The 22,322-nt window shown below is 61.1% G+C and carries 20 protein-coding genes; 12 read left to right on the top strand and 8 right to left on the bottom strand.

Annotated features, from left to right (window positions below; all coding sequences use genetic code 11):
- The first annotated feature begins 113 nt into the window (after positions 1–113).
- From NKJ73_RS21215 to NKJ73_RS21195, 5 genes are all read left to right on the top strand, one after another.
- Complete coding sequence (locus NKJ73_RS21215) at positions 114–1,778, top strand: ABC transporter ATP-binding protein (RefSeq protein WP_352455588.1); 1,665 nt, start codon at positions 114–116, stop codon at positions 1,776–1,778.
- A gap of 23 nt (positions 1,779–1,801) precedes the next feature.
- Positions 1,802–3,472 (top strand): peptide ABC transporter substrate-binding protein, encoded by a 1,671-nt coding sequence (locus tag NKJ73_RS21210; RefSeq protein WP_352455589.1) that lies wholly within the window; start codon positions 1,802–1,804, stop codon positions 3,470–3,472.
- An 84-nt stretch (positions 3,473–3,556) separates the two neighbouring features.
- Entirely contained in the window at positions 3,557–4,507 is a 951-nt protein-coding gene (locus NKJ73_RS21205; protein WP_352570948.1) for an ABC transporter permease, read from the top strand.
- A 32-nt stretch (positions 4,508–4,539) separates the two neighbouring features.
- Positions 4,540–5,418 carry an ABC transporter permease gene (locus NKJ73_RS21200; RefSeq protein WP_023678809.1) on the top strand — a complete coding sequence of 293 codons (879 nt, stop codon included), beginning with the start codon at positions 4,540–4,542 and terminating at the stop codon, positions 5,416–5,418.
- 29 nt (positions 5,419–5,447) lie between these two features.
- Positions 5,448–6,779 (top strand): NAD(P)/FAD-dependent oxidoreductase, encoded by a 1,332-nt coding sequence (locus NKJ73_RS21195; RefSeq protein ID WP_502903572.1) that lies wholly within the window; start codon positions 5,448–5,450, stop codon positions 6,777–6,779.
- A 147-nt stretch (positions 6,780–6,926) separates the two neighbouring features.
- On the opposite strand, the gene NKJ73_RS21190 is transcribed toward NKJ73_RS21195, so the two are convergent.
- Positions 6,927–8,105, bottom strand: a complete 1,179-nt coding sequence (locus NKJ73_RS21190; protein ID WP_352455592.1) for an ornithine cyclodeaminase family protein — start codon at positions 8,103–8,105, stop codon at positions 6,927–6,929.
- A 54-nt stretch (positions 8,106–8,159) separates the two neighbouring features.
- Between NKJ73_RS21190 and NKJ73_RS21185 the strand changes: the two genes are divergently transcribed.
- The 5 genes from NKJ73_RS21185 to fghA all read left to right on the top strand — a co-directional run bounded on the left by NKJ73_RS21185 (position 8,160) and on the right by fghA (position 14,238).
- Positions 8,160–8,957 (top strand): GNAT family N-acetyltransferase, encoded by a 798-nt coding sequence (locus NKJ73_RS21185; protein ID WP_352570947.1) that lies wholly within the window; start codon positions 8,160–8,162, stop codon positions 8,955–8,957.
- Positions 8,958–8,968: 11 nt separating this feature from the next.
- A complete protein-coding gene (locus NKJ73_RS21180) occupies positions 8,969–10,147 on the top strand; it encodes an alanine racemase (RefSeq protein WP_352455593.1) in 1,179 nt (392 codons plus the stop codon).
- Positions 10,148–10,203: 56 nt separating this feature from the next.
- The gene (locus tag NKJ73_RS21175) at positions 10,204–11,478 is read left to right on the top strand and encodes an NAD(P)/FAD-dependent oxidoreductase (protein ID WP_352455594.1); all 1,275 of its coding nucleotides are present in this window, start codon (positions 10,204–10,206) and stop codon (positions 11,476–11,478) included.
- The gene (locus NKJ73_RS21170; RefSeq protein ID WP_352455595.1) at positions 11,475–12,929 is read left to right on the top strand and encodes an aldehyde dehydrogenase family protein; all 1,455 of its coding nucleotides are present in this window, start codon (positions 11,475–11,477) and stop codon (positions 12,927–12,929) included. The genes NKJ73_RS21175 and NKJ73_RS21170 overlap by 4 nt, the downstream gene beginning before the upstream one ends.
- Positions 12,930–13,386: 457 nt before the next feature.
- A complete protein-coding gene (gene fghA / locus NKJ73_RS21165; protein WP_352570946.1) occupies positions 13,387–14,238 on the top strand; it encodes an S-formylglutathione hydrolase in 852 nt (283 codons plus the stop codon).
- Positions 14,239–14,258: 20 nt separating this feature from the next.
- Here fghA and pqqE read toward each other — a convergent pair whose 3' ends face one another.
- From pqqE to pqqB, 4 genes are read right to left on the bottom strand one after another with little or no spacing between them, the layout of a single operon-like run.
- Entirely contained in the window at positions 14,259–15,380 is a 1,122-nt protein-coding gene (pqqE, locus tag NKJ73_RS21160) for a pyrroloquinoline quinone biosynthesis protein PqqE (protein WP_352455597.1), read from the bottom strand.
- Positions 15,377–15,673, bottom strand: coding sequence for a pyrroloquinoline quinone biosynthesis peptide chaperone PqqD (gene pqqD / locus NKJ73_RS21155; RefSeq protein WP_023678820.1), 297 nt, complete (start codon positions 15,671–15,673; stop codon positions 15,377–15,379). Before pqqD ends, pqqE begins: the two co-directional genes overlap by 4 nt.
- A complete protein-coding gene (pqqC, locus tag NKJ73_RS21150) occupies positions 15,670–16,428 on the bottom strand; it encodes a pyrroloquinoline-quinone synthase PqqC (protein WP_352455598.1) in 759 nt (252 codons plus the stop codon). The genes pqqD and pqqC overlap by 4 nt, the downstream gene beginning before the upstream one ends.
- Complete coding sequence (gene pqqB / locus NKJ73_RS21145) at positions 16,425–17,363, bottom strand: pyrroloquinoline quinone biosynthesis protein PqqB (RefSeq protein ID WP_352455599.1); 939 nt, start codon at positions 17,361–17,363, stop codon at positions 16,425–16,427. The genes pqqC and pqqB overlap by 4 nt, the downstream gene beginning before the upstream one ends.
- Positions 17,364–17,583: 220 nt before the next feature.
- On the opposite strand from pqqB, the gene NKJ73_RS21140 reads away from it, so the two are divergent.
- Positions 17,584–17,817, top strand: a complete 234-nt coding sequence (locus NKJ73_RS21140; protein WP_352455600.1) for a hypothetical protein — start codon at positions 17,584–17,586, stop codon at positions 17,815–17,817.
- Here the strand turns inward: NKJ73_RS21140 and NKJ73_RS21135 are convergent.
- From NKJ73_RS21135 to NKJ73_RS21125, 3 genes are all read right to left on the bottom strand, one after another.
- Positions 17,782–18,690, bottom strand: a complete 909-nt coding sequence (locus tag NKJ73_RS21135; RefSeq protein WP_352455601.1) for a substrate-binding domain-containing protein — start codon at positions 18,688–18,690, stop codon at positions 17,782–17,784. The genes NKJ73_RS21140 and NKJ73_RS21135 overlap by 36 nt on opposite strands.
- A 1-nt stretch (position 18,691) precedes the next feature.
- Positions 18,692–19,216 carry a c-type cytochrome, methanol metabolism-related gene (locus tag NKJ73_RS21130; protein WP_352455602.1) on the bottom strand — a complete coding sequence of 175 codons (525 nt, stop codon included), beginning with the start codon at positions 19,214–19,216 and terminating at the stop codon, positions 18,692–18,694.
- A 154-nt stretch (positions 19,217–19,370) separates the two neighbouring features.
- Positions 19,371–21,272: a methanol/ethanol family PQQ-dependent dehydrogenase gene (locus NKJ73_RS21125; protein WP_352455603.1), complete on the bottom strand. Its 1,902-nt coding sequence runs from the start codon at positions 21,270–21,272 to the stop codon at positions 19,371–19,373.
- A 670-nt stretch (positions 21,273–21,942) separates the two neighbouring features.
- Between NKJ73_RS21125 and NKJ73_RS21120 the strand changes: the two genes are divergently transcribed.
- Positions 21,943–22,296, top strand: a complete 354-nt coding sequence (locus NKJ73_RS21120) for a hypothetical protein (protein ID WP_352455604.1) — start codon at positions 21,943–21,945, stop codon at positions 22,294–22,296.
- Positions 22,297–22,322: the final 26 nt, after the last annotated feature.

The raw sequence follows: 22,322 nt of genomic DNA, 5'->3' as shown, positions 1-22,322 counted from the left end.
AAGCGCCGAGAAGGCCAGACTACGGCCGCTACGGTGAGGCGCTTCTGCTCAAAGGGCGATGAAGCGGTCCGCAACAGGGTGGACGCGCTCGGTTGAAAGGGGAGGTGATCTCGATGGTCGCAAGCATCCAGGCTGTAGCCCCCCACGATGTGGCGCTTTCGGTGCGCGACCTCACGGTGAATTTGCCGCAAGGCATGGAACGGACCCATGCTGTCAAGGACATTTCCTTCGATCTGAAACGCGGCCAGATACTCTGCATCATAGGCGAGTCCGGATCGGGTAAGTCGGTCACGGCGAACGCGATCATGGGGCTACTGCCCAAGGTGATCCGCCTCTCATCGGGAATAATCCAGCTGGAGGGGATGAACATCATCGGCATGTCGCCCGACAAGCTGCGCAACCTGCGTGGACGGGTCGTGTCGATGATCTTTCAGGACCCGCTCTCGGCGCTCAATCCGCTGATGACGGTGGGCGCGCAGATTGACGAGGTCATGGCCGCGCATGGCTTCGGCACGCCACAAATCTGTCGAAACCGCGCAATCGAACTGCTCACTGAAGTAGGCCTGCCAGATCCCGAACTCATGTATCACCAGTACCCTTTCCGGCTTTCGGGCGGGCAGCGGCAGCGCGTCATGATCGCCATGGCGTTGGCGCTCGAGCCGACGGTGCTGATTGCGGATGAACCAACCACCGCGCTCGACGTCACCACCCAGGCTCAGATCCTGCAACTAATCCGTGACATTCAGCGGCGCAAGGGCATGAGCGTTATGTTCATCACCCACGATTTCGGCGTGGTGGCCGAGATCGCCGACAGCGTCGTGGTGATGGAAAAGGGCAATGTCGTCGAACAGGGCAGCGCCGAACAGGTGCTGAAGTCGCCCAAGCACCCTTATACCCAGCGCCTGATTGCAGCCGTACCGCATTTGACCGGCGAAGATCGCCCTCGTCCGGAGGCTGCCAGCAAGGAGCCGATCCTGAAGGTTGAGGGTCTGGTGAAGACCTATCGCGGCGGCAGCGCGCTGTTCGGCGCGCAACGAGTTGTGACAGCGGTCAACGAGGTTTCGTTCGAACTGGCGCCCGGCCGCACGCTTGGGGTCGTAGGCGAGAGCGGTTCGGGGAAATCGTCGCTGGGCCGGCTGCTGATCAAGCTGCTGGACAATGACGGCGGCGGGATCTTGTTCGAGGGCTGTGACATAGCCAAGCTTTCCGAAGCGAAGTTCCGCCCACTTCGACCGCGGATCCAGATGATCTTCCAGGATCCCTTCGCTTCTCTGAACCCACGCTCGACGGTCGGTCACATCATGACGGTGGGCCCGATGGCGCACGGGATGCCTCATGTCCAAGCGCGCGATGAAGCGCGTGCGCTTCTGGCCCATGTCGGTCTCGATGCCGGCGCTTTTGGCCGCTACCCGCACGAGTTCTCGGGTGGGCAACGCCAGCGCATCGGCATCGCTCGTGCGCTGATGTTCAAGCCGAAGCTGTTGATTGCCGACGAGGCAGTCTCCGCACTCGACGTGTCGATCCAGGCGCAGATCCTGCAGCTTCTGGACCAGATCCAGCGCGAGACGGGCGTGTCGATGGTCTTCATCACGCACGACCTGCGCGTCGCCAGCCAGATCTGCGACGAAATCGCGGTGATGCAGAAGGGCCGGATCGTCGAGCGCGGACCGCCCTCGCAAATATTCCTGAACCCGCAAGCAGCCTACACGCGCCAACTGGTAGCGGCAATTCCAGGAGAGCGGCCGGGCAATGCCCGTCCAGTAGCAGCAAACGCATAAGAAATAACAAGAGAGGAACTACCATGACCAAAAATTCATCGACTACGTCCAACTACTCGAGGCGCGAAGCGCTGCGACTGATGGCGATAGGTGGGGCTGCAGGCCTCATCGCGCCCAATCTGTTGGGCAAGCCCGCCTTCGCCAAGACCCCTCCTGCAGGCCCGGCCGGTCGCGTCATCGTCGGCCTCTCCCAAGAGCCGACCGTGTTCAATCCGCTGATGGCGCATATCGAAGTCGATGACGCGGTCCATTTCTCGGTTTTCGACGCGCTGGTCCGCATGGATCCCCAAGGTGGCCTACATCCAAACCTCGCAGCCGAGGTGCCAAGCCAAAAGAACGGCGGCATTTCGGAGGACGGTCTCAACTGGCGCATCCGGTTGCGTGACAATGCCCGCTGGCACGACGGTGAGCCCTTCACGGCCGAGGACGTGAAATTCACCCTTGAACTCATCACGAACCCGAAGTTTCGCGCTTGGCGCACGAGCGGCCATTCGCTCGTGCAGGACATCACAGTGGTTTCGCCCACCGAGATCACATGGCGGATGAAGGAGGCTTTTGCGCCCTATCTTTCGTTCTTGGCCGAAACGTTCATCGTGCCCAAGCACATTCTGGGGAAAGAAGCCGATCCGAACACAGCCGCGTTCAACCAGGCGCCGGTCGGCACCGGCGCATTCAAATGGGGACAGCGTGTTGCGGGCGATCATATCGAGCTCGTCGCCAATCCTGAGTACGCCGGCGAAGGCCCCTATGTCGAGCAACTCATCTTCAAATACATCCCCGACATGACGGTGCTCTACACGCAGTTCAAGAGCGGCGACGTGGACCTGGTCGATCAGTCGTACATCACCGCCGACCATTATACTGAAGCCCGCGAACTAGCAGACCGCGTGGTGACACTTGAGACTGGGTCATCCCTGGAGTCGATCTACCTCAATTTGGGCCGCCCGCAGTTCAAGGAGTTGGCAGTGCGCCAGGCGCTCTACGCCGCCTTGGATAGGAAAGCGATCGTCGACACGATCTATTACGGCGTGGGCACTCTCACCGAGACTTTCATGCCGAAGGAGTCCTACTACTACGACCCGAACCTGCCGGTTCAGGAGTTCAATCTGGACCGGGCGCGCCAAATCCTTGATGAGGCCGGCTGGGCGCCGGGGCCGGATGGAATCCGCGCCAAGGATGGGGTGCGACTGTCCTTCTCCAACTCGACAACTTCTGGCAACAACCTCCGCGAGCAGACGCAGCAGTTCCTGCAGCAGACGTTTGCCGAGATCGGCGTCGAGATGACGATCTCGAATTTGCCGGCTGCAGTTATGTGGGGCGAGTTCTGGCTGAAGTCGCAATTCGACACCGCCATGGTGGGCGTCACCTATCTGATTGCCGCGGACCCCGACGCCACAAACCGGCTCCATACGAAGGCAATCGCCGCTCAAGGCGGACACGGTTCGAACACCGGGCAATATTCCAACCCTGAGGTCGATGCCCTGCTCGAAAAGGGCGCTCGCAGCTTCGATCCGGAAGAACGACGCGGGATCTATAATCGCGTGCAGGAAGTGGTGCGCCATGATCTGCCCTTCCTGCCGCTGTTCGCGTACACAATCGTCCTCGGGCGCAAGAAGGGGTTGGACGGCTTCGAGCCCAACGCCAACACCCGCACCGCCTCGTGGGATGCCGCAGCCTGGCAGTGGAAGGCCTAATCCACGCAGTTGCCGCCGCCCCGCCGATTCCGCCGCGGCGGCGGCAACAGACTAAAATCATCAACCCACAATGGAGGGACTCGAATGCGCGGCTTCCTGCTCAATCGCCTCTCGCAGAGCCTGGTGCTGCTTGTGATCGTTTCGATCATCGGCTTCGGCATTCTGAACCTCCTTCCCGGCGGCCCGCTGGCGCAATTCGGGCTCGATCCCGGAATGACCCAGCAGGATATCGAGCGTCTCAAGGGGCTGCTGGGCCTCGATCGACCCATGTGGATCCAATATCTGGACTGGGCATGGCGGCTGGTGCGGGGCGACTGGGGTCACTCCTTCCGCGACGGAGCGCCGGTATTGGAGGTCATCGGCAGCCATCTCTTTGCCACGCTGCTGCTGATGGGGTCCTCAACCGCAATTGCGATCTCCATTGGCGCCTGGATTGGAATCCGAGGCGCCACGCGCCGCTACTCGCTGTTCGATTATCTTGCAACTGTCGGGGCCATGGTTGCGTTGTCGGTCCCCACCTTCTGGTTCGGACTCGTCGGCATCTACGTCTTTTCCCTGAAGTTGGGTTGGCTGCCTGCGGGTAATATGTCCGAGATCGGCGACGCCTCGATCCTGGGCTACCTCCACCATCTGATCCTGCCAAGTATCGTGCTGTCGCTGGTCCATGTCGCGATCTGGAGCCGCTACATGCGGACGGCCACTCTCGACGCCATTAGCCAGGACTTCGTCAAGACGGCTCGGGCCAAGGGGTTGAGTGAACGCCGGATTCTGATGAAGCATGTCGTCGGCAACGCACTTTTGCCGATGATTACCTTGGCCGGGATGCAGCTTCCCAGTGTCCTCACTGGCGCGCTCGTGACCGAAACCGTCTTTACCTGGCCAGGAATGGGACGGTTGTTCCTCGATAGCCTTGGTTACAGCGACTATCCGGTTGTGATGGGGCTGCTGATGTTCTCCGCCATCCTCGTTCTGCTTGGAAACCTGATCGCCGACATTGTCGTCGCTATTGTCGATCCGCGCATTCGTCTGGCTTGAGCGCGCAACTTTCCCGACAGGAGACAGCCGATATGACCGCTTTCACCGCAAATGCAGCTCCAAGCCGATGGAGAAACAACCGCGCGGCACGTCGTTTCATGCGTCATCGCTTGGCGCTGCTCGGGTTGGCGATGATCATCTTCCTGAGCCTCGCTTGCGTCCTCGGCCCCCATCTCCTGCCTTATGACTCACTGTACATCGATCTGCGAGCCCGCTTTGCCCCTCCGCTGACGGGCTACCACTTTCTAGGTACCGATCCGCTTGGCCGCGACGTGGCGGCAAGGCTTTTGATGGCGGGACGAATCTCGCTGCTGGTGGGTTTCTTTGCCATGGTTTTGTCGACACTCATCGGCACCCTGGTCGGGGTAATTGCCGGCTATCGCGGCGGCTGGGTCGGGGCCACGCTGATGCGCACGGTCGATGGATTCCTGTCATTCCCATCGATCTTTCTGCTGCTGGCGCTGGCTGCCGCACTGAAGCCCAGTCCTGTGATGATCACCGTCATTATCGCCCTCACCAGTTGGATGGAGGTTGCCCGCATAGTCGAAGCGGAAGTCCGCTCGTTACGCGAACGCGAGTTCGTCCTGGCCGGGCGAATGCTGGGATTGAGCGGCACCCACATCATGTTCCGCGAGATACTGCCCAACGCCATGGGGCCGATTATCGTCGCTTCCACCTTGACGGTCGCGCGCGCCATTCTCATGGAAGCCTACATCAGTTTCCTCGGCTACGGGATCCAGCCGCCACTGCCCAGCTGGGGCAACATGCTCAATGGTGCCCAGCAATATCTCGGCAGCGCACCTTGGCTGGCAATCATTCCCGGAGCTGCAATCACCATCGCGGTAACCAGTTTCAATTTCATCGGTGACGGGCTGCGTGATGCGCTCGACGTCCGAGACGACCACATCTGAAGTTTCACCGACCGTAGATTACCCCTGCAATGCAGCGAGAAGTCAGCCACGTGCAAGAGCCTCATATCGCCGACAAGAACACACCCTACTGGTGGGAAGCGGCGCCCGTCATGCCGCTGCCGCGGCAGCCAGTCGCAACAAAGCTTGACGTGGCAATTGTCGGCGCCGGTTATGCCGGGCTTTCGGCCGGGCTTGCGCTGGCGCGCGAGGGACGCTCGGTCGCCGCTTTTGATGCGATGAATCCGGGCGAGGGTGCTTCCACGCGCAACGGCGGGATTACGAGCGGGACCATCCGGCCGGACCATGCCACGATCACCCGGCGCTTCGGTGAAGAGAAGGCCATGGCGATCGAGGCCGAGGGCAAGGTCGCACGCGAATTCCTCTACGACTTCATCAAGACCGAAGGGCTCGACTGCGACTTCCGACTGGTTGGCCAATTCAAAGGCGCTTTCGGATATGAACAGTATGAGAAGATGGCGCGCGGCGCCGAGACGCTGGCGAAGAAACTGGGGATCGAGTCCTACGCGGTTCCGCATGCCGAGCAGCGAAATTATATCGGCACCGACTTCTACCGCGGCGGAACCGTTCGGATGGACATTGGCGGGCTGCACCCCGCAAAATTCCATGCTGAGCTCCTGCGGGTGGCGCTCGCATCCGGGTTGACGGTCCATTCGCATACAGTGGTCAAGTCGATCGAGAGGAACGGTTCGGGCTTCCGCGTCGCGACTTCGGCAGGGACGGTGGATGCACGGCAGGTTCTGGTCTGTACCAACGGCTATACCGACGGCGCCGCTCCCTTCCTGCGCCGCCGCCTGGTTCCGGTCCGCAGCCGGATCATCGTCACCGAAGAACTTGCGCCCGATGTCATGGCGCGACTGATGCCGAAGCTGATGACGATCACCGAGAACCGGCAACTCGGTTTCTATTATCGTCCCTCGCCCGACGGAAAACGTATCCTGCTGGGGGGCCGTGACAGTTCCCGCGTCGGCGATCCGGCGGCGCCGAAACTTCTCCTTCGCAAGGGCCTGGTGAACCTTTTCCCGGAGTTGGAGAACGTGCGCCTTTCGCATTGCTGGTTCGGCAATGTGGCGATGAACCGAGATATGCTGCCCCGCATCTTCGAGAAGGACGGCGTGGTCTATGCAACTGGCTTCTGCGGTTCGGGCGTGGTCTGGGCGCCATGGATTGGCATGCGTGCGGCCCACAAGTTGATGGGGCATGGCGAGCAGTCGCGCACTGCGTTCGACTTTCGACCGCCTTCGGCCGTCCCGCTCTATCGTGGCAATCCGTGGTTCATGCCGGCGATTATCCAGGGCTATCGGTTGCAGGACCGTCTCGCCTTCTGGCGCGCCAGACGCTAGTCGCCGACATCGGGGGCGATCCGTGGTTCATGCGGGCAAACCCTTTGGCGCGCCCGCCGCTGACACGACTGCAGGATCGCGCGAGGTCACCTTGTTGCCGGAGAGTGTCGAAAAATCCGTCGGGACTGGGGCGTGGTGCGAAACTGATCAGCGGTGGGACGCCTTTGCGCGGATCAGCGCGTCGGCCATGTAGAGGTCCTGCAGGGAGATGCCGGAACTATCGAAGACCGTGATCTCATTGTCGAAGCGGCGTCCGAGCGCACGCCTTTCAATAACGTCGCCGATTGGTGTTACCACAAGCACGCCGGCGTCGATCTCGTCGCGCACGTATTGGAACTCGCCGATCTGGACGGACTGGGAAAGCAGATCACAAAACAGACGTGCCTTGGGAAATAATTCGCTCGGCAATTCGCGTTTACCCGGAGCATCCGACCCGATGCTGACGATATGGGTTCCGGGTCCCACCCAAGCGGCATCGAACAGCGGTTCGCGTGCGGGTGTCGCCGTCACCACGATGTCGGCCGTGCGCACGGCTTCTTCCGGCAAGGCAGCGCGCGCCTTCAGTCCCCTTTCGCCGATCTGATCGACAAAAGCGTCGCGCCGCGGCGAAGGCCGGGCCACGACCAGCACGGTTTCGATTGGGCGGATGCGTGCCAGCGCCATCACTTCGAAGCTCGCCTGGTTGCCGGCCCCGAAAATCGCCAGAACCTTGGCTTGCTTGCGCGCAAGAAGATCGGCCGCAACCGCGTCGGCGGCGGCCGTCCTGTAGGCGTTGACCTTCCCGGCCTCGACTACGGCGCCGAGCCGACCTGTATGCTGATCGAGCAGCACGATGGTCGAGTTGTGGCGCGGAAGGCCACGTGCCGGGTTGCCCGACCAGAAGGAGCCAATTTTCACGCCGGTCAGCTCGCCCGACGAACCGGATTTGATTGAGAAGGTATTGGTCACCTCCTGTGTGCGCCCGAGAACAGCCGGAAAGACCCAGCTCTGCCGCGATGCTGCCGCCACGAGAGCCTCGCGCGCCGCCTCGAAAGCAAGTTCATGCGTGACGAGGGCGGCTGACTCCTCTTCGCTGATGTAGATCATCCAAAATTCCTCCTGGGCATCGCCGATCGGGCAACCACGAAGCGGCGATTCAAGGTGCCAGGTATTCCTCGCCCGATTTGCACGATTTGGCATGCCGAGGAACTGCATAAAACGAATAATCCCGCTGATTTGAAGGGGCAAAACAGCAGCGAAATCTGTCCGCCGGGCGCGACTCTCAGATCCGACTTCAATCCGACTCTGGATCAACTGACAGCGTTGCACCTTATGGCCTTTGATCATGACAGAGATATCGTCAGCGCCCCGATCGAGCTGATGAAATTGGAAACCCGCCATTTGCCGGGCGCACTGAAGCTGTCGCAGGAGATGGCCTGGCCCTACCGTCAGGAGGATTGGGAATTTGCCCTGATGGTCGGCAATGGCCTGGTCCTTGAGCGGGCAGGACAGGTGATTGGCACGGCCATGTCCTGGAATTACGGACAGTCCTATGCCTCGGTCGGGATGATCATAGTTACTGGCTCCGCGCAAGGCGGTGGCAACGGCGCCCGGCTCTTTGATGGATTGCTTGAGGCGACACACGGTCGCAACCTGCTGCTCAACTCAACCGAAGAGGGGCTGGCGCTCTACAAGCGACGCGGCTTCACTGCATGGGGCACGGTGCTTCAGCACCAGGGCTCGCTGGCTGTCGCCGTGACGCGGAGTACCCGCGACGACATCCGTCAAGCGACAGCCTCTGACCTCGCGGCAATCCAGGCCTTCGACGAACGGGCCACGGGCATGCCCCGGCTGCCGATGGTGGCTGCGCTCGCCGATGTGGGCAACGCATTGGTCATTGAGCGCAGGGGACGGATTGCAGGCTACGCTGTCGCGAGGAGGTTTGGCCGCGGCTATGTCGTCGGCCCTTGTGCAGCCGAGAGCGACCACGACGCGCGGCTTCTGATCCTGGCCCAGCTTTCGAAGCTTCACAATCAATTCGTTCGCATCGACGTCTATGCCGAGGATGGATTGGGCGACTGGCTTGCGAGCCTTGGCCTGCAGCGGTCCGGCAGTGCGACCGCCATGGTCAAAGGACAACGACCCGGCGCCGAGGGGCCAGCCCATATGTATGCGTTGGCAAACCAGTCGTTCACTTAGGAAACGAGACTATGAATAAGCTGGCGGCAAGCTTGGCGGTGAGCGAGACGGCTAGGACGATCGACGCCTTGGTCACCCCGACGCTGCTTCTAGACCGTGGCCGGCTCGAGCACAACATCAAGGGTCTGGCTGAGCGCGCCAGGAAGCTTGGCGTGGTGCTGCGCCCGCATATGAAGACGGCCAAGAGCATCGATGTCGCCCGATGCGCGTTCCATCGCGAACGCGGTCCGATCACGGTCTCGACCATCGCCGAGGCGGAGTATTTCGCGGGCCATGGCTTTCGAGACATGACCTACGCGGTCGGCATTTCGCCGGCCTCGGCCACGCGGGCCATGGAGCTTTGTCGCCGCACCGGCGCTGATGTGAAGCTGTTGCTCGATTCGGTCGGGCAGGCCGATGCCCTGGCCAGCGTCCGCGAAACCACCGGTATGACCCCATCTGTTTTCATCGAACTGGACTGCGATGACCATCGCGGTGGTTTGAGGCCGGACGACCCGAAGTTGCTTGACGTGGCCGGCAGTGTCGTCGCGGCCAGTGCCAAACTCGTCGGCGTTCTCGCCCATGCAGGCGAATCCTATGGCTTGAACACGCCCGATGCGCTGGTCAAGGCAGGCGAGAACGAGCGTTCAGCCACGGTGCGCGCGGCTGAAATCCTGCGCGCCCATGGCCATGCCTGCCCGATCGTCAGCGTCGGCTCGACGCCGACAGCGCATTTCGCCAGCAATCTTGAGGGGGTCACGGAGCTGCGCGCCGGGGTCTACATGTTCTTCGACCTGGTCCAGCACGGCGTTGGGGTGTGCGAACTCGACGACATCGCGATTTCCGTATTGGCCACGGTGATCGGGTCCAAGCCGGAAAAGGGATGGGTGCTGGTTGACGCTGGATGGATGGCGCTTTCGCGCGACCGGGGAACCGCAAACCAGCAGATCGACCAGGGTTACGGCGTGGTCTGCGACGAAAAGGGGCGGGTGCTTGAAGATGTGATCGTGGCCCAGGCCAGCCAGGAACACGGTATCCTCGCCATTCGTGCCGGCTCTGGAAAGTCCATGCCCGAGTTGCCGCTCGGGACTCGGGTCCGGATTCTGCCCAACCATGCGTGTGCGATGGCCGCCCAGCATGATTTCTACAGCGTCGTCAACGGGGACAGCCCCAAGATTGAAGCGCGTTGGGAGCGGATGCGCGGCTGGTAGGCGCGCGACTACGCTCGGATGTCGCCCCACTCAAATCAACACTGGTGGTCAAGAAAATGAAGTTTACCTCTTACTGGCTGGATACGTCTCAGCCGTTCAATGAAGCGTCGTCCAAACCGCTCGAAGGCCACTACGACGTGGCGATTGTGGGCGGCGGCTTGACCGGCTCCTCCGCAGCGCTGGCCCTTGCCAAAAAGGGCGCCCGGGTTGCCCTGTTGGAGGCCGAAACGATCGGCAATGCCGCGTCCGGCCGCAATGGCGGCATGTGCAACAACGGCTTTGCCCAGAACTATGCAATCATGGCTGGCAAGCACGGCAAGCTGGCCGCAAATGCGCTCTACAAGGCTTTTGACGCCGGCGTCGATATGGTCGAGCGGCTGGTGCAGGAAGAGAAGATCGACTGCAGCTTCTCCCGCGTCGGCAAACTCAAGCTTGCCGCCAAGCCCGAGCACTACGCCATGCTGGCGCGCAGCCAGGAACTACTGGCTGCCAATGTCGATCCCGACACCAGGATGATCGCGCGCGAGGACCTGCGAACCGAAGTCGGCACCAACCGCTACCATGGCGGGCTGCTCTTTCCCAAGAGCGCGGGCATGCATGTCGGCCGGTTCGTCCGGGGCCTCGCGACCGCCGCTGCCCGGCGTGGCGCAGAGGTTCATGAACGCTCGCCCGTCATTGCGATGCGCAAGGTTTCAGGCGGGCATGAGGTAACGACGCCAAAGGGCAAGATCGTCGCGCGGCAGGTCCTGTTGGCAAGCGGCATTTCCCAGGTTGGCCCGCTCGGCTGGATCCGCCGGCGCATGATCCCGGTCGGCGCATTTCTGATCGTGACCGAGCCGCTGTCGCCCGACCACCTTAGGCGTCTCATGCCGACTGGGCGCATGGTCGTCGACACGCGCAATCTCGTTGTCTACTGGCGGCTCACGCCGGACAATCGCCTTTTGTTCGGCGGGAGGGCGCGCTTTGCCGTGTCCAACCCTCAATCCGACCAAAAAAGCGGCCGGATACTCAAGGCGGCGATGGTCGAGGTCTTTCCGGAACTGGCCGGCACCCGCATCGACTACTGCTGGGGCGGCATGGTCGATATGACCCGCGATCGCCTGCCGCGCGCCGGAGAGCGCGATGGCATCTATTACTCGATGGGCTATAGCGGACACGGGACCCAGATGTCGACGTTGATGGGCACCATCATGGCCGACGTCATGGACGGGCACCCCGAGCTCAATCCCTGGAAGGATTTCGACTGGCCAGCGATCCCCGGTTATTTCGGGCGCCCCTGGTTCCTGCCGATTCTCGGCGCCTATTACCGCATGAAGGACCTTGTAGGGTGATGACGCCCCTCGAACGCCTGGCCCGCAACGGCCACCTGGACAAGTTCTTCATCGACGGTCAATGGGTTGAGCCGAGCGGCACCGCGACGGGCGTCGTCGTCAATCCCGCCACAGAAGAGGTTGTGAGCCAGTTTCCGCTTGGAAATGGCGAGGACGTTGACGCGGCCGTTGCAGCGGCTCGCCGGGCATTCGCCACCTGGAGTCGGACCACGCCAGAAGACCGCGCGGGTCTGCTCGATCGCCTGCAAGCGCTGCTCGAGGCGCGCGGCGAACTGCTGGCTCAATGCCTGAGCCTCGAAATGGGCGCGGCGATCGGCTATGCGCGCAGCGCCCAGGTGCCGCTGGCGATCACGCATGTTAAGGTCGCTCGCGATGTGCTGACAGACTTTCGCTTCGTCAAGCAACGGGGGCAAACCGCCGTCACCCACGAACCGATCGGTGTCTGCGCCTTGATCACTCCGTGGAACTGGCCACTTTACCAGATCACCGCCAAGGTTTCGCCGGCGCTCGCTGCAGGCTGCACGATCGTGCTGAAGCCGAGTGAGCTTTCTCCCTTGGACGCCCTGCTGTTCGCCGAGGCAATCGAGGAAGCCGGCTTCCCTGCCGGGGTTTTCAACCTCCTGCAAGGTGATGGTCCAGGCGTCGGTATGGGTCTCGCCTCCCATCCGGATGTCGACATGATCTCCATTACCGGGTCCACCCGCGCGGGCATTGCGGTGGCCCAGGCGGCAGCGACGACGGTCAAGCGTGTCGCGCAGGAGCTGGGCGGCAAGTCGCCGAACGTGATCCTGCCGGACGCAGATCTCGATCGCGCCGTTTCTCTGGGCGTAGCCGCCGCCTTCCGCAATCTCGGCCAGTCATGCAGCGCCCCGACGCGCATGATCGTGCCACGCTCGCTGCTCTCCGAGATCGAGGCAATCGCCAAAAGGGCCGCAGCCCAGATCGTCATTGGCGATCCGCTTTGCGAAGCCACAACTCACGGTGCAATCGCAAACCGTGCCCAATTCGACCGCATCCAAACCATGATCGGCGTCGGCATTTCTGAGGGCGCCAAGCTTCTCACCGGCGGACCGGGCCGTGCGCACGATCTGAACGTCGGGTTCTATGTGAGGCCGACCATCTTTTCCGACGTGCGCACGACCATGCGCATTGCCCAGGAAGAGGTCTTTGGGCCAGTTCTCTGCATCATCCCCTACGACACAATCGAGGAGGCCGTCACCATCGCCAACGACACGGTCTACGGTCTGGGGGCCCATGTGCAGGGCCAGGATGTGGACGCCGTCAGGGGCGTGGCCTCGCGGATCCGCTCCGGTCAGGTGCATCTCAACTACCCGGCCTGGGATCCGCACGCCCCGTTTGGCGGTTTCAAGCAGTCCGGAAACGGACGCGAATATGGGATCGAGGGCATGTTGGAGTATCTCGAGGTAAAATCCATACTCGGCTATTTCTAGGCCCTGGGCCTGTCCGTGGCTTTCGACGGTCGGGAATAGCCGTCGGCTCACAAGTTCTTGCTCGGTACCCTGGCGCGCTTGCTGCGAGCCCACGCGATGACGCGTGCGTGCTCGTCCGCCATAGCCGCGTCGAAGCGGCTGTCGCCACTGAAAGCCAGGGCAAGTGCATTTGCGCAGAGTTCGGCGTCCCGGAAGCATCGCCGATGCCTGCGCAGTGAGTGCGTCCTTGTTATAGCCAGCATCGCCAACAATCGCCCAGCCTGGCCCGTATGGCTTGCTGGGCAACGCTGCGCCAGCGAGTGGCCTCTCGCGCCTTGCTGCGCCAAGACGGTCGGCGAAGGCAGGCCATCCCGGCTCCGATCAAGAGCGCCGCGCGCCAGCCGGCCCACCAAGGTTGCCGCGATCACCCTTGATGTCGTAGAGCCTACGGTCGGCGGCAATTGGTGGAGAAGAATATATGCCAGAGCACCCGAAACTCGTCTCGACTGCCAAGTCGCATGGCGGCGCCCAGCATGTTTACTCTCATCTTTCGACGAGCTGCTCGTGCGAAATGACGTTTGCCATTTTCGTGCCTCCGCAGGCACGGGAAAGCCGTTGCCCCGTGGTGTGGTACCTCTCCGGGCTCAGCTGCACCCATGCGAATGTAATGGAAAAAGGCGAATACAGACGTATTGCCGCCGAACTTGGCTTGATCGTTGTCTGTCCCGACACCAGCCCGCGTGGTGCCGACATTCCGGATGAAAAGGACAATTGGCAGTTCGGCAGCGGCGCCGGTTTCTACCTCGACGCGACGCAAGAGCCGTATGCCAAGAACTATCGCATGTATTCCTATATCGTCGAGGAGCTGCCAGCCGTCATCGGGCGCGAATTTCCCGCCGATATGGCGCGCCAGTCGATCTTCGGCCATTCGATGGGCGGGCATGGCGCGCTGACGATCGCACTGAACAATCCCGCGCGTTTCAGAAGTTGCTCGGCCTTTGCGCCGATCGTGCAGCCAAGCACAGCCGGCTGGTCGAAGCCGGCTTTCGAAAAATATCTCGGCCTGGATGAGGCCTCGTGGCGGCGCTACGATGCCACTTCGCTCCTCGAGGATGGACATCGTTTCCCGGAATTCCTGGTCGATCACGGAACGTCAGACGGTTTCCTCCAGGAGGGCCTCAGGCCTTGGCTGCTCGAAGACGCCTGCTCCAAGGCAGGCATTCCGTTGAAATTGCGGATGCAGGACGAATACGATCACTCCTATTTTTTCATTTCGACATTCATGCATGACCATATGACGTGGCATGCCGAACGGCTTTCACTAGGGTAGGCCGTAGGAATAGTTGGCAGTCAGGCGGGCTCGGTGACGATGCCGATGCGCCGGTAGACGAATGGTTCGTCCTTCGAAGGAACCGTCGCAGCGCGCTGGGCCTCGTCGATCAGCATTGCCATGCGCGCATGGATCGGCGATTTCGCGCAAGCCGGGTCCGTCGCGGCGGCATCGCCGGCGATTGCCATCGCCTGGCAGCGACAGCCGCCCCAGTCGATCTCGCGCCGCTCACAGTTGCGGCAGGGCTCCTGCATCCAGTCCGTGCCTCGAAAGGCATTAAATGCCGGGGAATCGGTCCAGATCGCGGCCAGGCTGCGTGATCCAAAACGCTCGAAGCCGAGCGACGGTATGGTCTGGGCGGCATGGCATGGCAGTACGGTGCCGTCTGGCGTCACCATGAAGGCGTCGCGCGCCCAGCCGCCCATGCACGGCTTGGGATAGATGGCGAAATAATCCGGCGTGACGAAATCGATGTTCATGATGCCGGTGAGCCGTTCGCGCGCCGCCGCGACGATCTCCGCCTGGCGGTCGACGGCAGCACGCTCGGGCATCAGTTGATCGCGATTGGTCAGCGCCCAGCCGGCGTACTGCACGCTGGCGATCTCGAGACGCTCCGCACCCAGCGAAAGGGCCAGATCGATGAATTCCGGTACCTCCTCGATATTGTGGCGATGGATCGGCGCGTTGATGGTAAGCGGCAAGCCGGCCGCGCGAGCGCGACGTGCCGTTTCCAGCTTCTTTTCGTGGCTGCCCCTGTGATTGCCGATGCGCTCGGTGGTCGCCGGCCGTGCACCTTGAAAGCTCAGTTGCAGATGGTCGAGCCCGGCTTCGGCAAATGCCTCGATGCGGCCATCCGCAATGCCGACACCGGCGGTGATCAGGTTGGTGTAGACGCCGCGCGCCGAAAGCCCGGCGATCAATTGCTCGAGATCGCGACGCAGCGTCGGTTCACCGCCGGACAGATGCACCTGGAGAACGCCAAGATCGGCGGCCTGCGAGAATAGGTCGAGCCAGCTCTGCGTGTCGAGTTCGCGATTGGCCTTCAGCAATTCGAGCGGATTGGAGCAATAGGGGCATTGCAGCGGGCAGCGATGCGTCAGTTCCGCCAGCATGCCGATCGGGGGGAGAGGGGGCTCGCTCATAGCTTCACCAGCAGCTTGTCAGACCATTCCTGCAGGAAGGCGATGACATCGGCCGCCACAGCCTCCTGTTCGGCATCGTAATCTGCGGCAAGGCCGGCAATGATGTGGCCGACCGTGGACCGCCCATCGCAGCGGCGCAATATGTCGAGGCTGATCTCGTTTGGCCAGAACACCTTTTCGGGCGACAGCACGGCGAACGCCTGGCGCACGGGGTCATACTGTATGCGCACATGCTTCGGCAGCGATGGAACCGACTGCAGCGACACCATGGCTCTTTCGCGCAGTGCCATCATTGGGCTGCCTCCGGACGGAAGGCGCCCGGCGGGATATTGCCCGGCTCGCCATAGGCGTGTTGAAGCGCGTCGAGCATGGCCCAGAGTATATCGCATTTGAACACCAGTGCATCGATCACCTGCTGCTGGCGTTCTGCCGTGTCGGCATGTTCGAGCACATAGGCGAGCGCGAAGTCGGCGTCGCGCGAGGCCTGTTCGGGCCGTCGGGTGAAATAGGCCAGCGTGTCCTCGGTGATATAATCGTATCTGGCCAGCATCGCGGGCACCCGCTCGCCGATGATGAGCGGCGAGAACATCTCAGTCAGCGACGACGCGACCGCCTCCAGCAGGGTCCGGTTCGTGCAAAAGGAGAGGTAAGCGCCAACCGCAAAACGTGTCGCCGGCAGGGCCAGCCTCTCGCTCTTCACCGCGTCGGCATCGAGACCGAGCGAGGTCGCCAGGTGCAACCAGCGCGCAATACCGCCGCTCCAGCCGTCCTCGCCGTCATGATCCTCGATGCGTTTGCGCCAGGCGGCGCGAAACGCCGGATCCTCGGCATGAGCGAGGATCATGGCATCCTTGCGCGGAATGACCGCCTGATAGCAATAGCGATTCAGCGCCCAGGCCTGCATCTCGGTCCTCGACAGCGCACCGCTGGTCATCCTGTGATGGAAAGGATGGTGGTTGTGATAGCGCTCGGCACCGACCTGCCGCAGCACGGCTTCGAGCTCTCTGGAGGACAGGCCGTTGCTGGCTGCGTGGTGGAAATCACTCAAAATTCCATCTCCATCCCATCGCCGGCCACTTCCCAGCCAGCCGCTTCGACTGCTGCATGCTCGGCAGAATTCTCGTCCAGAACAGGATTGGTGTTGTTGATGTGGACGAAGACACGACGGCCGATCCTCACATCGGCCAAGCCGGCGATCGACCCCGCGTCTCCCGACATTGCCAGATGCCCCATGCGCGCACCGGTCTTTTGGCCGACGCCGGCAGCAATCAACTCGTCGTCGGTGAAGACCGTGCCGTCGAACAGAAGGCATGCGGCATCGGCTAGACGCGTGCGCAGGGCCGCATCGATGCGGGCGCAGCCGGGGATGTAGAAGACGGAGCCGCGACTGCCGGCACCGGCGATACGGACGCCGATCGTGTCGCCAGTGTCAGAGCTGAAATTCGCATCCGGCTGACCTCTTTCTTCGAGATAGAGGGCTATCTTCCCGGGCACGGGAAAGCTCTCGACAGCCACCCCGGTGTCGTGGCCGTCTGTGTCGCAGATCGACAGTTCTTGCGCCGGCGGCAAGATGCGTCGCGGCACGAGCGCCGGATCGAGGACATTGAAAATCGAATTCGCCTTCAGCGTCGCCAGAACCTGTGTCGTTGCATAGATAGCGAAAGGCTGCCGCTCACGCAGGCTGAGCAGGCCGGCGACATGATCGACATCGGCATTGGTCAGCACGACCGCGCGAATGGGCGTCGAGCGCAGCGGCGCATCGTGCGCGGGCTGCAATTCAGGCGTTGCCGCGATCTGCTGGCGAATGTCGGGCGAGGCGTTGAACAGAACCCAGCCGAGTCCATCCGCCGACGCGGCGACACTCGATTGGGTTCGTGAATGCACGCCAGCTACCCCGGTGCGAGCCGCACGGCTCAGACGATAATTGCAGTTCCATTGCGGAAAGCCGCCGCCGGCCGCCGATCCGATGATTCTCAAGCGCATGAAAACGCCCGCCCCGCGGCTTCTCTGACCAGCAGCCAATTTGCAGCCGCAAAAAACGGCCCGCCCGCTTTGCGCGCCTCAAACTCTTTCACGAAAATCCCATACGGCAAGGGGATGCGTGCCCCTGTTGCCAGGGACACGCACCTCTGCGGCCTACTTCTTGGGAGTAATTTCAGCAGGCAGATACCGCGAAATTTCAAAGCCCGCAGCAACCTGACACATGGTCGGTTTTGTCCAGCTCTTCTTCATAACATTTCTCCTCTTCTACCAGCCCGAAGGGGCCGATCCGGTGGTTAGCCAACCATTGCAGGGCACCGAAGCAATGGCTCGTCCATCACGTTCTCAAAATGGACAAATGAAACACAAGGTTTTGAAAGGCCCGAAAAACAAACTATCGAAAGTAGCTGTAGTCTTCTCTTCAATTGTTCATCGCGCAGGTTTTTCCTCCTCCTGACCCATCCCAACATTGCGTAATCGGATTCTCGTGCTCGTCGATCAGCGGCACATTGTAACCCAGCAGGAGCTTGGTGATCTCCGGCTGGTTTTCCCTGATCACCCGGTTGAGCGTCCGTTTCCATTCCTGGTCGGACGGACGTACGCCCATGGTGATGCGGTAGGACATGCGCGAGCCGGTTTTTTCCTTCAACAACGGAACAATGGTGACATCGGCTCCGAGTTCCCTGGCATAGTAACCTGCCATCGGCCCCCACAGGACCGCCGCGTCAATCTTGCCGGCGAGCATGTCCTTGATCATGACCTCCCCCATGGAAGGAGTGACGCGCGTATCCACCGCGAGTGGATAGATCTTGGCGGTCCGCAGAAGCTTGTTGGCGGCCATGTTGGCGGTTGGCGGCGTGCTTTCGACGACGCCGATTCTCTTGCCGGAAAGTTTCGGGTCTTCGATCGTCTCGATGCCTTCCATGCCGTTGCCTTTGGGGTATACGAGCACATAGGCGGAGCGATAGTAGGCGTTGGTGTTCTGCACCAGTTCATCGCCTTGGGCGTAGCCCATGATGATGTCGCATCGGTTGGCCCCCAGCGTGTTTCGCACAAAGCCGGTGACAGTGGGAAACCACGTGTAAGCGACTGATTTCCGCCCCGTCTTCTTGGCAACCAGTTCAGCCAGCTTGTTTTCGAAGCCTTGGCCGTTCTTGTCGGTAAAGGGCATATTCGAGGGATCGGCGCAGACGCGCAGAATGTCGGGATCCACAAGTTCGCCCGCAGCGCCAAGCCCGGCATTTTGAGCCAGAACGTTCGACGGCAGCAAGGCGAACGCGCCGAGGATCGGCAGAACGACGCGCAGCTTCGATGCAGTGCAGCCGATCATATCATCCACCCATGCAGGATGCTTCGGCATCCTTGGCTGCCTGAGCCTTGTTTTCGTGCTTGGGCGGCCTGCCGCGGGGTGCCGCGCCATCGGCGCGCGCGCGCAGATAGACGTAGAGATCGTCCAGGTAACAATAGACGTTCTTGTTGTCGCCAAAGGCAGGCATGACGTTTTCCTTGCCGCCGCCGACATTCTTGCGGCCCTCGGCGACGATCGACAGGAACGTGGCGTAATCCATGGTTTTCAGACTATTGACCAGGGCAGGCGCATAGCTCGAACCTGTTGCGTCCTGTCCGTGACAGACATGGCAATCGGAGTGATACCGGCGGTACCCGCTGAACGTGTACCAATCGACGGTTCCGTTTTCGATCTTGTAGGTCGGATTTCCGTCCGCATCTACATACTTGCCTCCTTCTTGCTTCACCGCCTTGGCTTTTTCCATGCTGTCTTCGGCCCGTGCCAGACTTGAGCTGGCCAGAGGCAGCAGGACCAGGGCGAGAGCGGAAACTGCAATGCGAACGATCATTCAGACTCTTCCTTCATTTGCCAGGGACACTGGCTGCCGTCGTGCAGCGGCATTGATCGGTGTTTGGATGCGCGCGTAATCGAGAGCCCAGTTCCCGGCTTCGGGTGACCCGGGCTCTCGTTTTCGAACCTAGTCGTAAGGCTCTTCCCGGTTATCAGTCCGGGAGGCCGAAGACGGTGAGCTGACCACCCAGCGTCGTATAGTCGGCAAGTGCCGCGTAACCGCCGACGGCACCCAGACCAGCGGTTCCAACGACCGCGGTCTCGTCGCCCTGCGCACGGCCCTGATCGACGGCGCCATGCCAGGCAGCGGCGTTATCGGGCGAAAGCAGGCCACCTGCCAGACCGATACCGGCCCATCCACCGACGCCGGACAGAACGGCGACGTACTGCTTGCCGTCATGCTCATAGGTCGTGATGTTGCCGATGATGCCGGACGGGGTCTTGAACTTGTAAAGTTCCTTGCCGTCCTTATCGACCGCCTTGATGTAGCCTTCGAGGGTACCGTAGAAGACGACGTCGCCATCTGTCGCCAATGCGCCCGACCAAACCGAGAACTGCTCGGGCTTCGACCAGACGATCTCACCCTTGGCTGCATCCCAGGCAATGAAGTTGCCCATGTTGCCGTCACCACCGGGCGCCGCATACATCGACACGGTGGCGCCCACATAGGGCTGACCGGCGGTGTAGCTCACTTTGTAAGGCTCATAGTCCATGCAGACATGGTTGGTCGGCACGTAGAACAACCCGGTCTTCGGCGAGTAGGCGGCCGGCTGCTGGTCCTTGGTTCCAAGCGCGGCCGGGCAGATACCGGTCGAGTTGGTGTCTTCGCCGTTCTGCTGGGTCGAATACTTGGCGACGACCTGCGGGCGGCCATACTGGTCGCTCTTGGGATCCATGTTGACTTCCGTCGCCCAGTTCACTGCCGGATCGTATTTTTTGGCGACGAGAAGTTCGCCGGTGGCGCGATCCATTGTGTAGGCAAAGCCGTTGCGGTCGAAATGCACCAGCACGTCGTGCTTGGCGCCGTTGACCTCCATGCCATCGACGAGAATCATCTCGTTGATGCCGTCATAGTCCCACTCATCATGCGGGGTCATTTGGTAGAGCCATTTGGCAACACCGGTATCCGCATCGCGAGCCATGATTGTCATGGACCAGCGATTGTCGCCTGGGCGCTGGACCGGGTTCCACGTCGAGGGATTGCCAGTGCCGTAATAGACCAGGTTCAGCTTGGGATCATAGGAATACCATCCCCATGTCGTGCCGCCGCCCGTCTTCCACTGTTCGCCTTCCCAGGTGTTCGTGCCGGAATCCTTTCCGACAGGCTTGCCGAGATGAGTCGTCTTTTCGGGATCGAGAAGGGTGTCTGCATCAGGACCTTCCGAATAGGCTTTCCAGGCGAGCTTGCCGTCTTTCAGATTGTAGGCGGCCAGCCAGCCGCGAACACCGAATTCAGCACCGGAGACGCCCACGAGCACCTTGTCCTTGATGACTACGGGTGCCGACGTGCCGGATTCGCCCTTTCCGCCGTCGGTCTGGTCGCCGTTCTTGACAGACCAGACGACCTTGCCGGTCTTGGCATCGAGCGCGACGACAGTTGTGTCGGCCTGGTTGAGAATGATCTTGCCGTCGCCATAGGCGACACCGCGGTTGACCGTGTCGCAGCACATGATCGGAATGACGTTCGAGTCCTGCTTGGGCTCGTATTTCCACAGGATCTTGCCGTCATTCTTGAGGTCGAGAGCAAAGACGTTGTTTGGGAAAGGCGTATGGACATACATCACGTCGCCGATGATCAGCGGCCCGCCTTCGTGACCACGCAGCACGCCGGTGGAAAAGCTCCATTTGACCTGCAGGTTCTTCACATTGTCGGCAGTGATCTGGTTGAGTTTGGAATAGCGGGTGTTGGCGTAGTCACCCGTCTGCATCGCCCAGTTCTTCGCATCCGATGCGAGCTTTGCAAGGTCTTCATTGGCCGAAGCCGTATAGGCAGCGCCGAGCGATAAAAACGCCGCGGTCGTCAGTATGTAGGTAGTTTTCGCAAGTACACGCATCCAAAATCCTCCCGGGTTCACAGTGAAGAATCGACCGTCAAGCCCCACAGGGGCCTGCCCAAGCAATTCACGTTGGGAAGTTATTTTCCGGCAGCTGTCACGACCTACCCCGAAGCAGAGGGCACCGTTACCGCCCGCCCCCCTTGGTCTTCGAAAGACTGCCGCCGCTCCCTGATGACGGTGGCGCTCTTGAAGCCGGAAACAGGAAAAAGCTATGTCATCGTAAAAGACCAGGCAAGCAAAAACCTACAATGCGTCGTTGCGCTGCAATATCGATTATGGTGCGATGCAATATTTAGAAACCAGTAAAATAAGCATCGGGTGAAAAACTAATAAGAGAATGGCCGCCAGCTGCGGCATATATAGCAACCATATTGTTCCCGTATTCTCAAGGTGATATATATTTGACGTTATTTCGATATATTCCACGAGGCACATCGGAGTAAGTATGCGTGCATCTCGCTGGCTGCCGATAGTGAGCGACGCATGAAATAAACGCGTGAAAGAGGTGCTCAGGGGGTCATGAAGCTGGCTCTTGTCGGTCGATAGGGCATTCCTCCTTTGGTCGTATACGCAGGCCATGGGAGCTTGACTGGCTTTGCGGCACGTCGCCAACTGGAGCGATGATCCCGTCTGGATGCATGGTGTCCAGGCCAACTGGAGGTTCCTCATGATAAGGTCTGTTGGATCTCTCAGCTTGCCGGTGGCCTTTGCGGCGACGCTGGCCTTTGCGAACTTGGCCAACGCGGCGGGAGACTACCCGACGGCAACGATTGCCGACTACGTGCTCGGCTGCATGCAAACAAATGGCCAGACACGTCAGGCGCTTGAAAGCTGTTCCTGCTCGATCGATGTTATCGCCTCGATCCTTCCTTACGATCACTATGAGAGGGCGGAGACCTTCAAAAGCATGTCGCTGACGACAGGGGAGGCCGCAGGGTTGTTTCGCGAAAGCGCGCCAGCGAAGGCGGCGCGCACGGAACTGAAACGCGCGCAGGCGGAAGCCGACGTACGTTGCTTTTAATCAGGCGAAACAGGCGCGCGTGGCGG

Origin of the sequence: Mesorhizobium sp. M0074 (assembly GCF_040322975.1) — a bacterium.
Lineage (GTDB): Bacteria > Pseudomonadota > Alphaproteobacteria > Rhizobiales > Rhizobiaceae > Mesorhizobium.
Note: the sequence above shows the minus strand (reverse complement) of the source record. Positions and strands in the feature narration are given on the sequence as shown.

Excerpts from the sequence above, each read along its gene's own strand:
- NKJ73_RS21215 (WP_352455588.1), top strand. The coding sequence starts at position 114 with ATGGTCGCAAGCATCCAGGCTGTAGCCCCCCACGATGTGGCGCTTTCG.
- NKJ73_RS21210 (WP_352455589.1), top strand. The coding sequence starts at position 1,802 with ATGACCAAAAATTCATCGACTACGTCCAACTACTCGAGGCGCGAAGCG.
- NKJ73_RS21205 (WP_352570948.1), top strand. The coding sequence starts at position 3,557 with ATGCGCGGCTTCCTGCTCAATCGCCTCTCGCAGAGCCTGGTGCTGCTT.
- NKJ73_RS21200 (WP_023678809.1), top strand. The coding sequence starts at position 4,540 with ATGACCGCTTTCACCGCAAATGCAGCTCCAAGCCGATGGAGAAACAAC.
- NKJ73_RS21195 (WP_502903572.1), top strand. The coding sequence starts at position 5,448 with ATGCAGCGAGAAGTCAGCCACGTGCAAGAGCCTCATATCGCCGACAAG.
- NKJ73_RS21190 (WP_352455592.1), bottom strand. The coding sequence starts at position 8,105 with ATGATCAAAGGCCATAAGGTGCAACGCTGTCAGTTGATCCAGAGTCGG.
- NKJ73_RS21180 (WP_352455593.1), top strand. The coding sequence starts at position 8,969 with ATGAATAAGCTGGCGGCAAGCTTGGCGGTGAGCGAGACGGCTAGGACG.
- NKJ73_RS21175 (WP_352455594.1), top strand. The coding sequence starts at position 10,204 with ATGAAGTTTACCTCTTACTGGCTGGATACGTCTCAGCCGTTCAATGAA.
- fghA (WP_352570946.1), top strand. The coding sequence starts at position 13,387 with ATGCCAGAGCACCCGAAACTCGTCTCGACTGCCAAGTCGCATGGCGGC.
- pqqE (WP_352455597.1), bottom strand. The coding sequence starts at position 15,380 with ATGAGCGAGCCCCCTCTCCCCCCGATCGGCATGCTGGCGGAACTGACG.
- pqqD (WP_023678820.1), bottom strand. The coding sequence starts at position 15,673 with ATGATGGCACTGCGCGAAAGAGCCATGGTGTCGCTGCAGTCGGTTCCA.
- pqqB (WP_352455599.1), bottom strand. The coding sequence starts at position 17,363 with ATGCGCTTGAGAATCATCGGATCGGCGGCCGGCGGCGGCTTTCCGCAA.
- NKJ73_RS21140 (WP_352455600.1), top strand. The coding sequence starts at position 17,584 with ATGGTCGGTTTTGTCCAGCTCTTCTTCATAACATTTCTCCTCTTCTAC.
- NKJ73_RS21135 (WP_352455601.1), bottom strand. The coding sequence starts at position 18,690 with ATGATCGGCTGCACTGCATCGAAGCTGCGCGTCGTTCTGCCGATCCTC.
- NKJ73_RS21130 (WP_352455602.1), bottom strand. The coding sequence starts at position 19,216 with ATGATCGTTCGCATTGCAGTTTCCGCTCTCGCCCTGGTCCTGCTGCCT.
- NKJ73_RS21125 (WP_352455603.1), bottom strand. The coding sequence starts at position 21,272 with ATGCGTGTACTTGCGAAAACTACCTACATACTGACGACCGCGGCGTTT.
- NKJ73_RS21120 (WP_352455604.1), top strand. The coding sequence starts at position 21,943 with ATGATAAGGTCTGTTGGATCTCTCAGCTTGCCGGTGGCCTTTGCGGCG.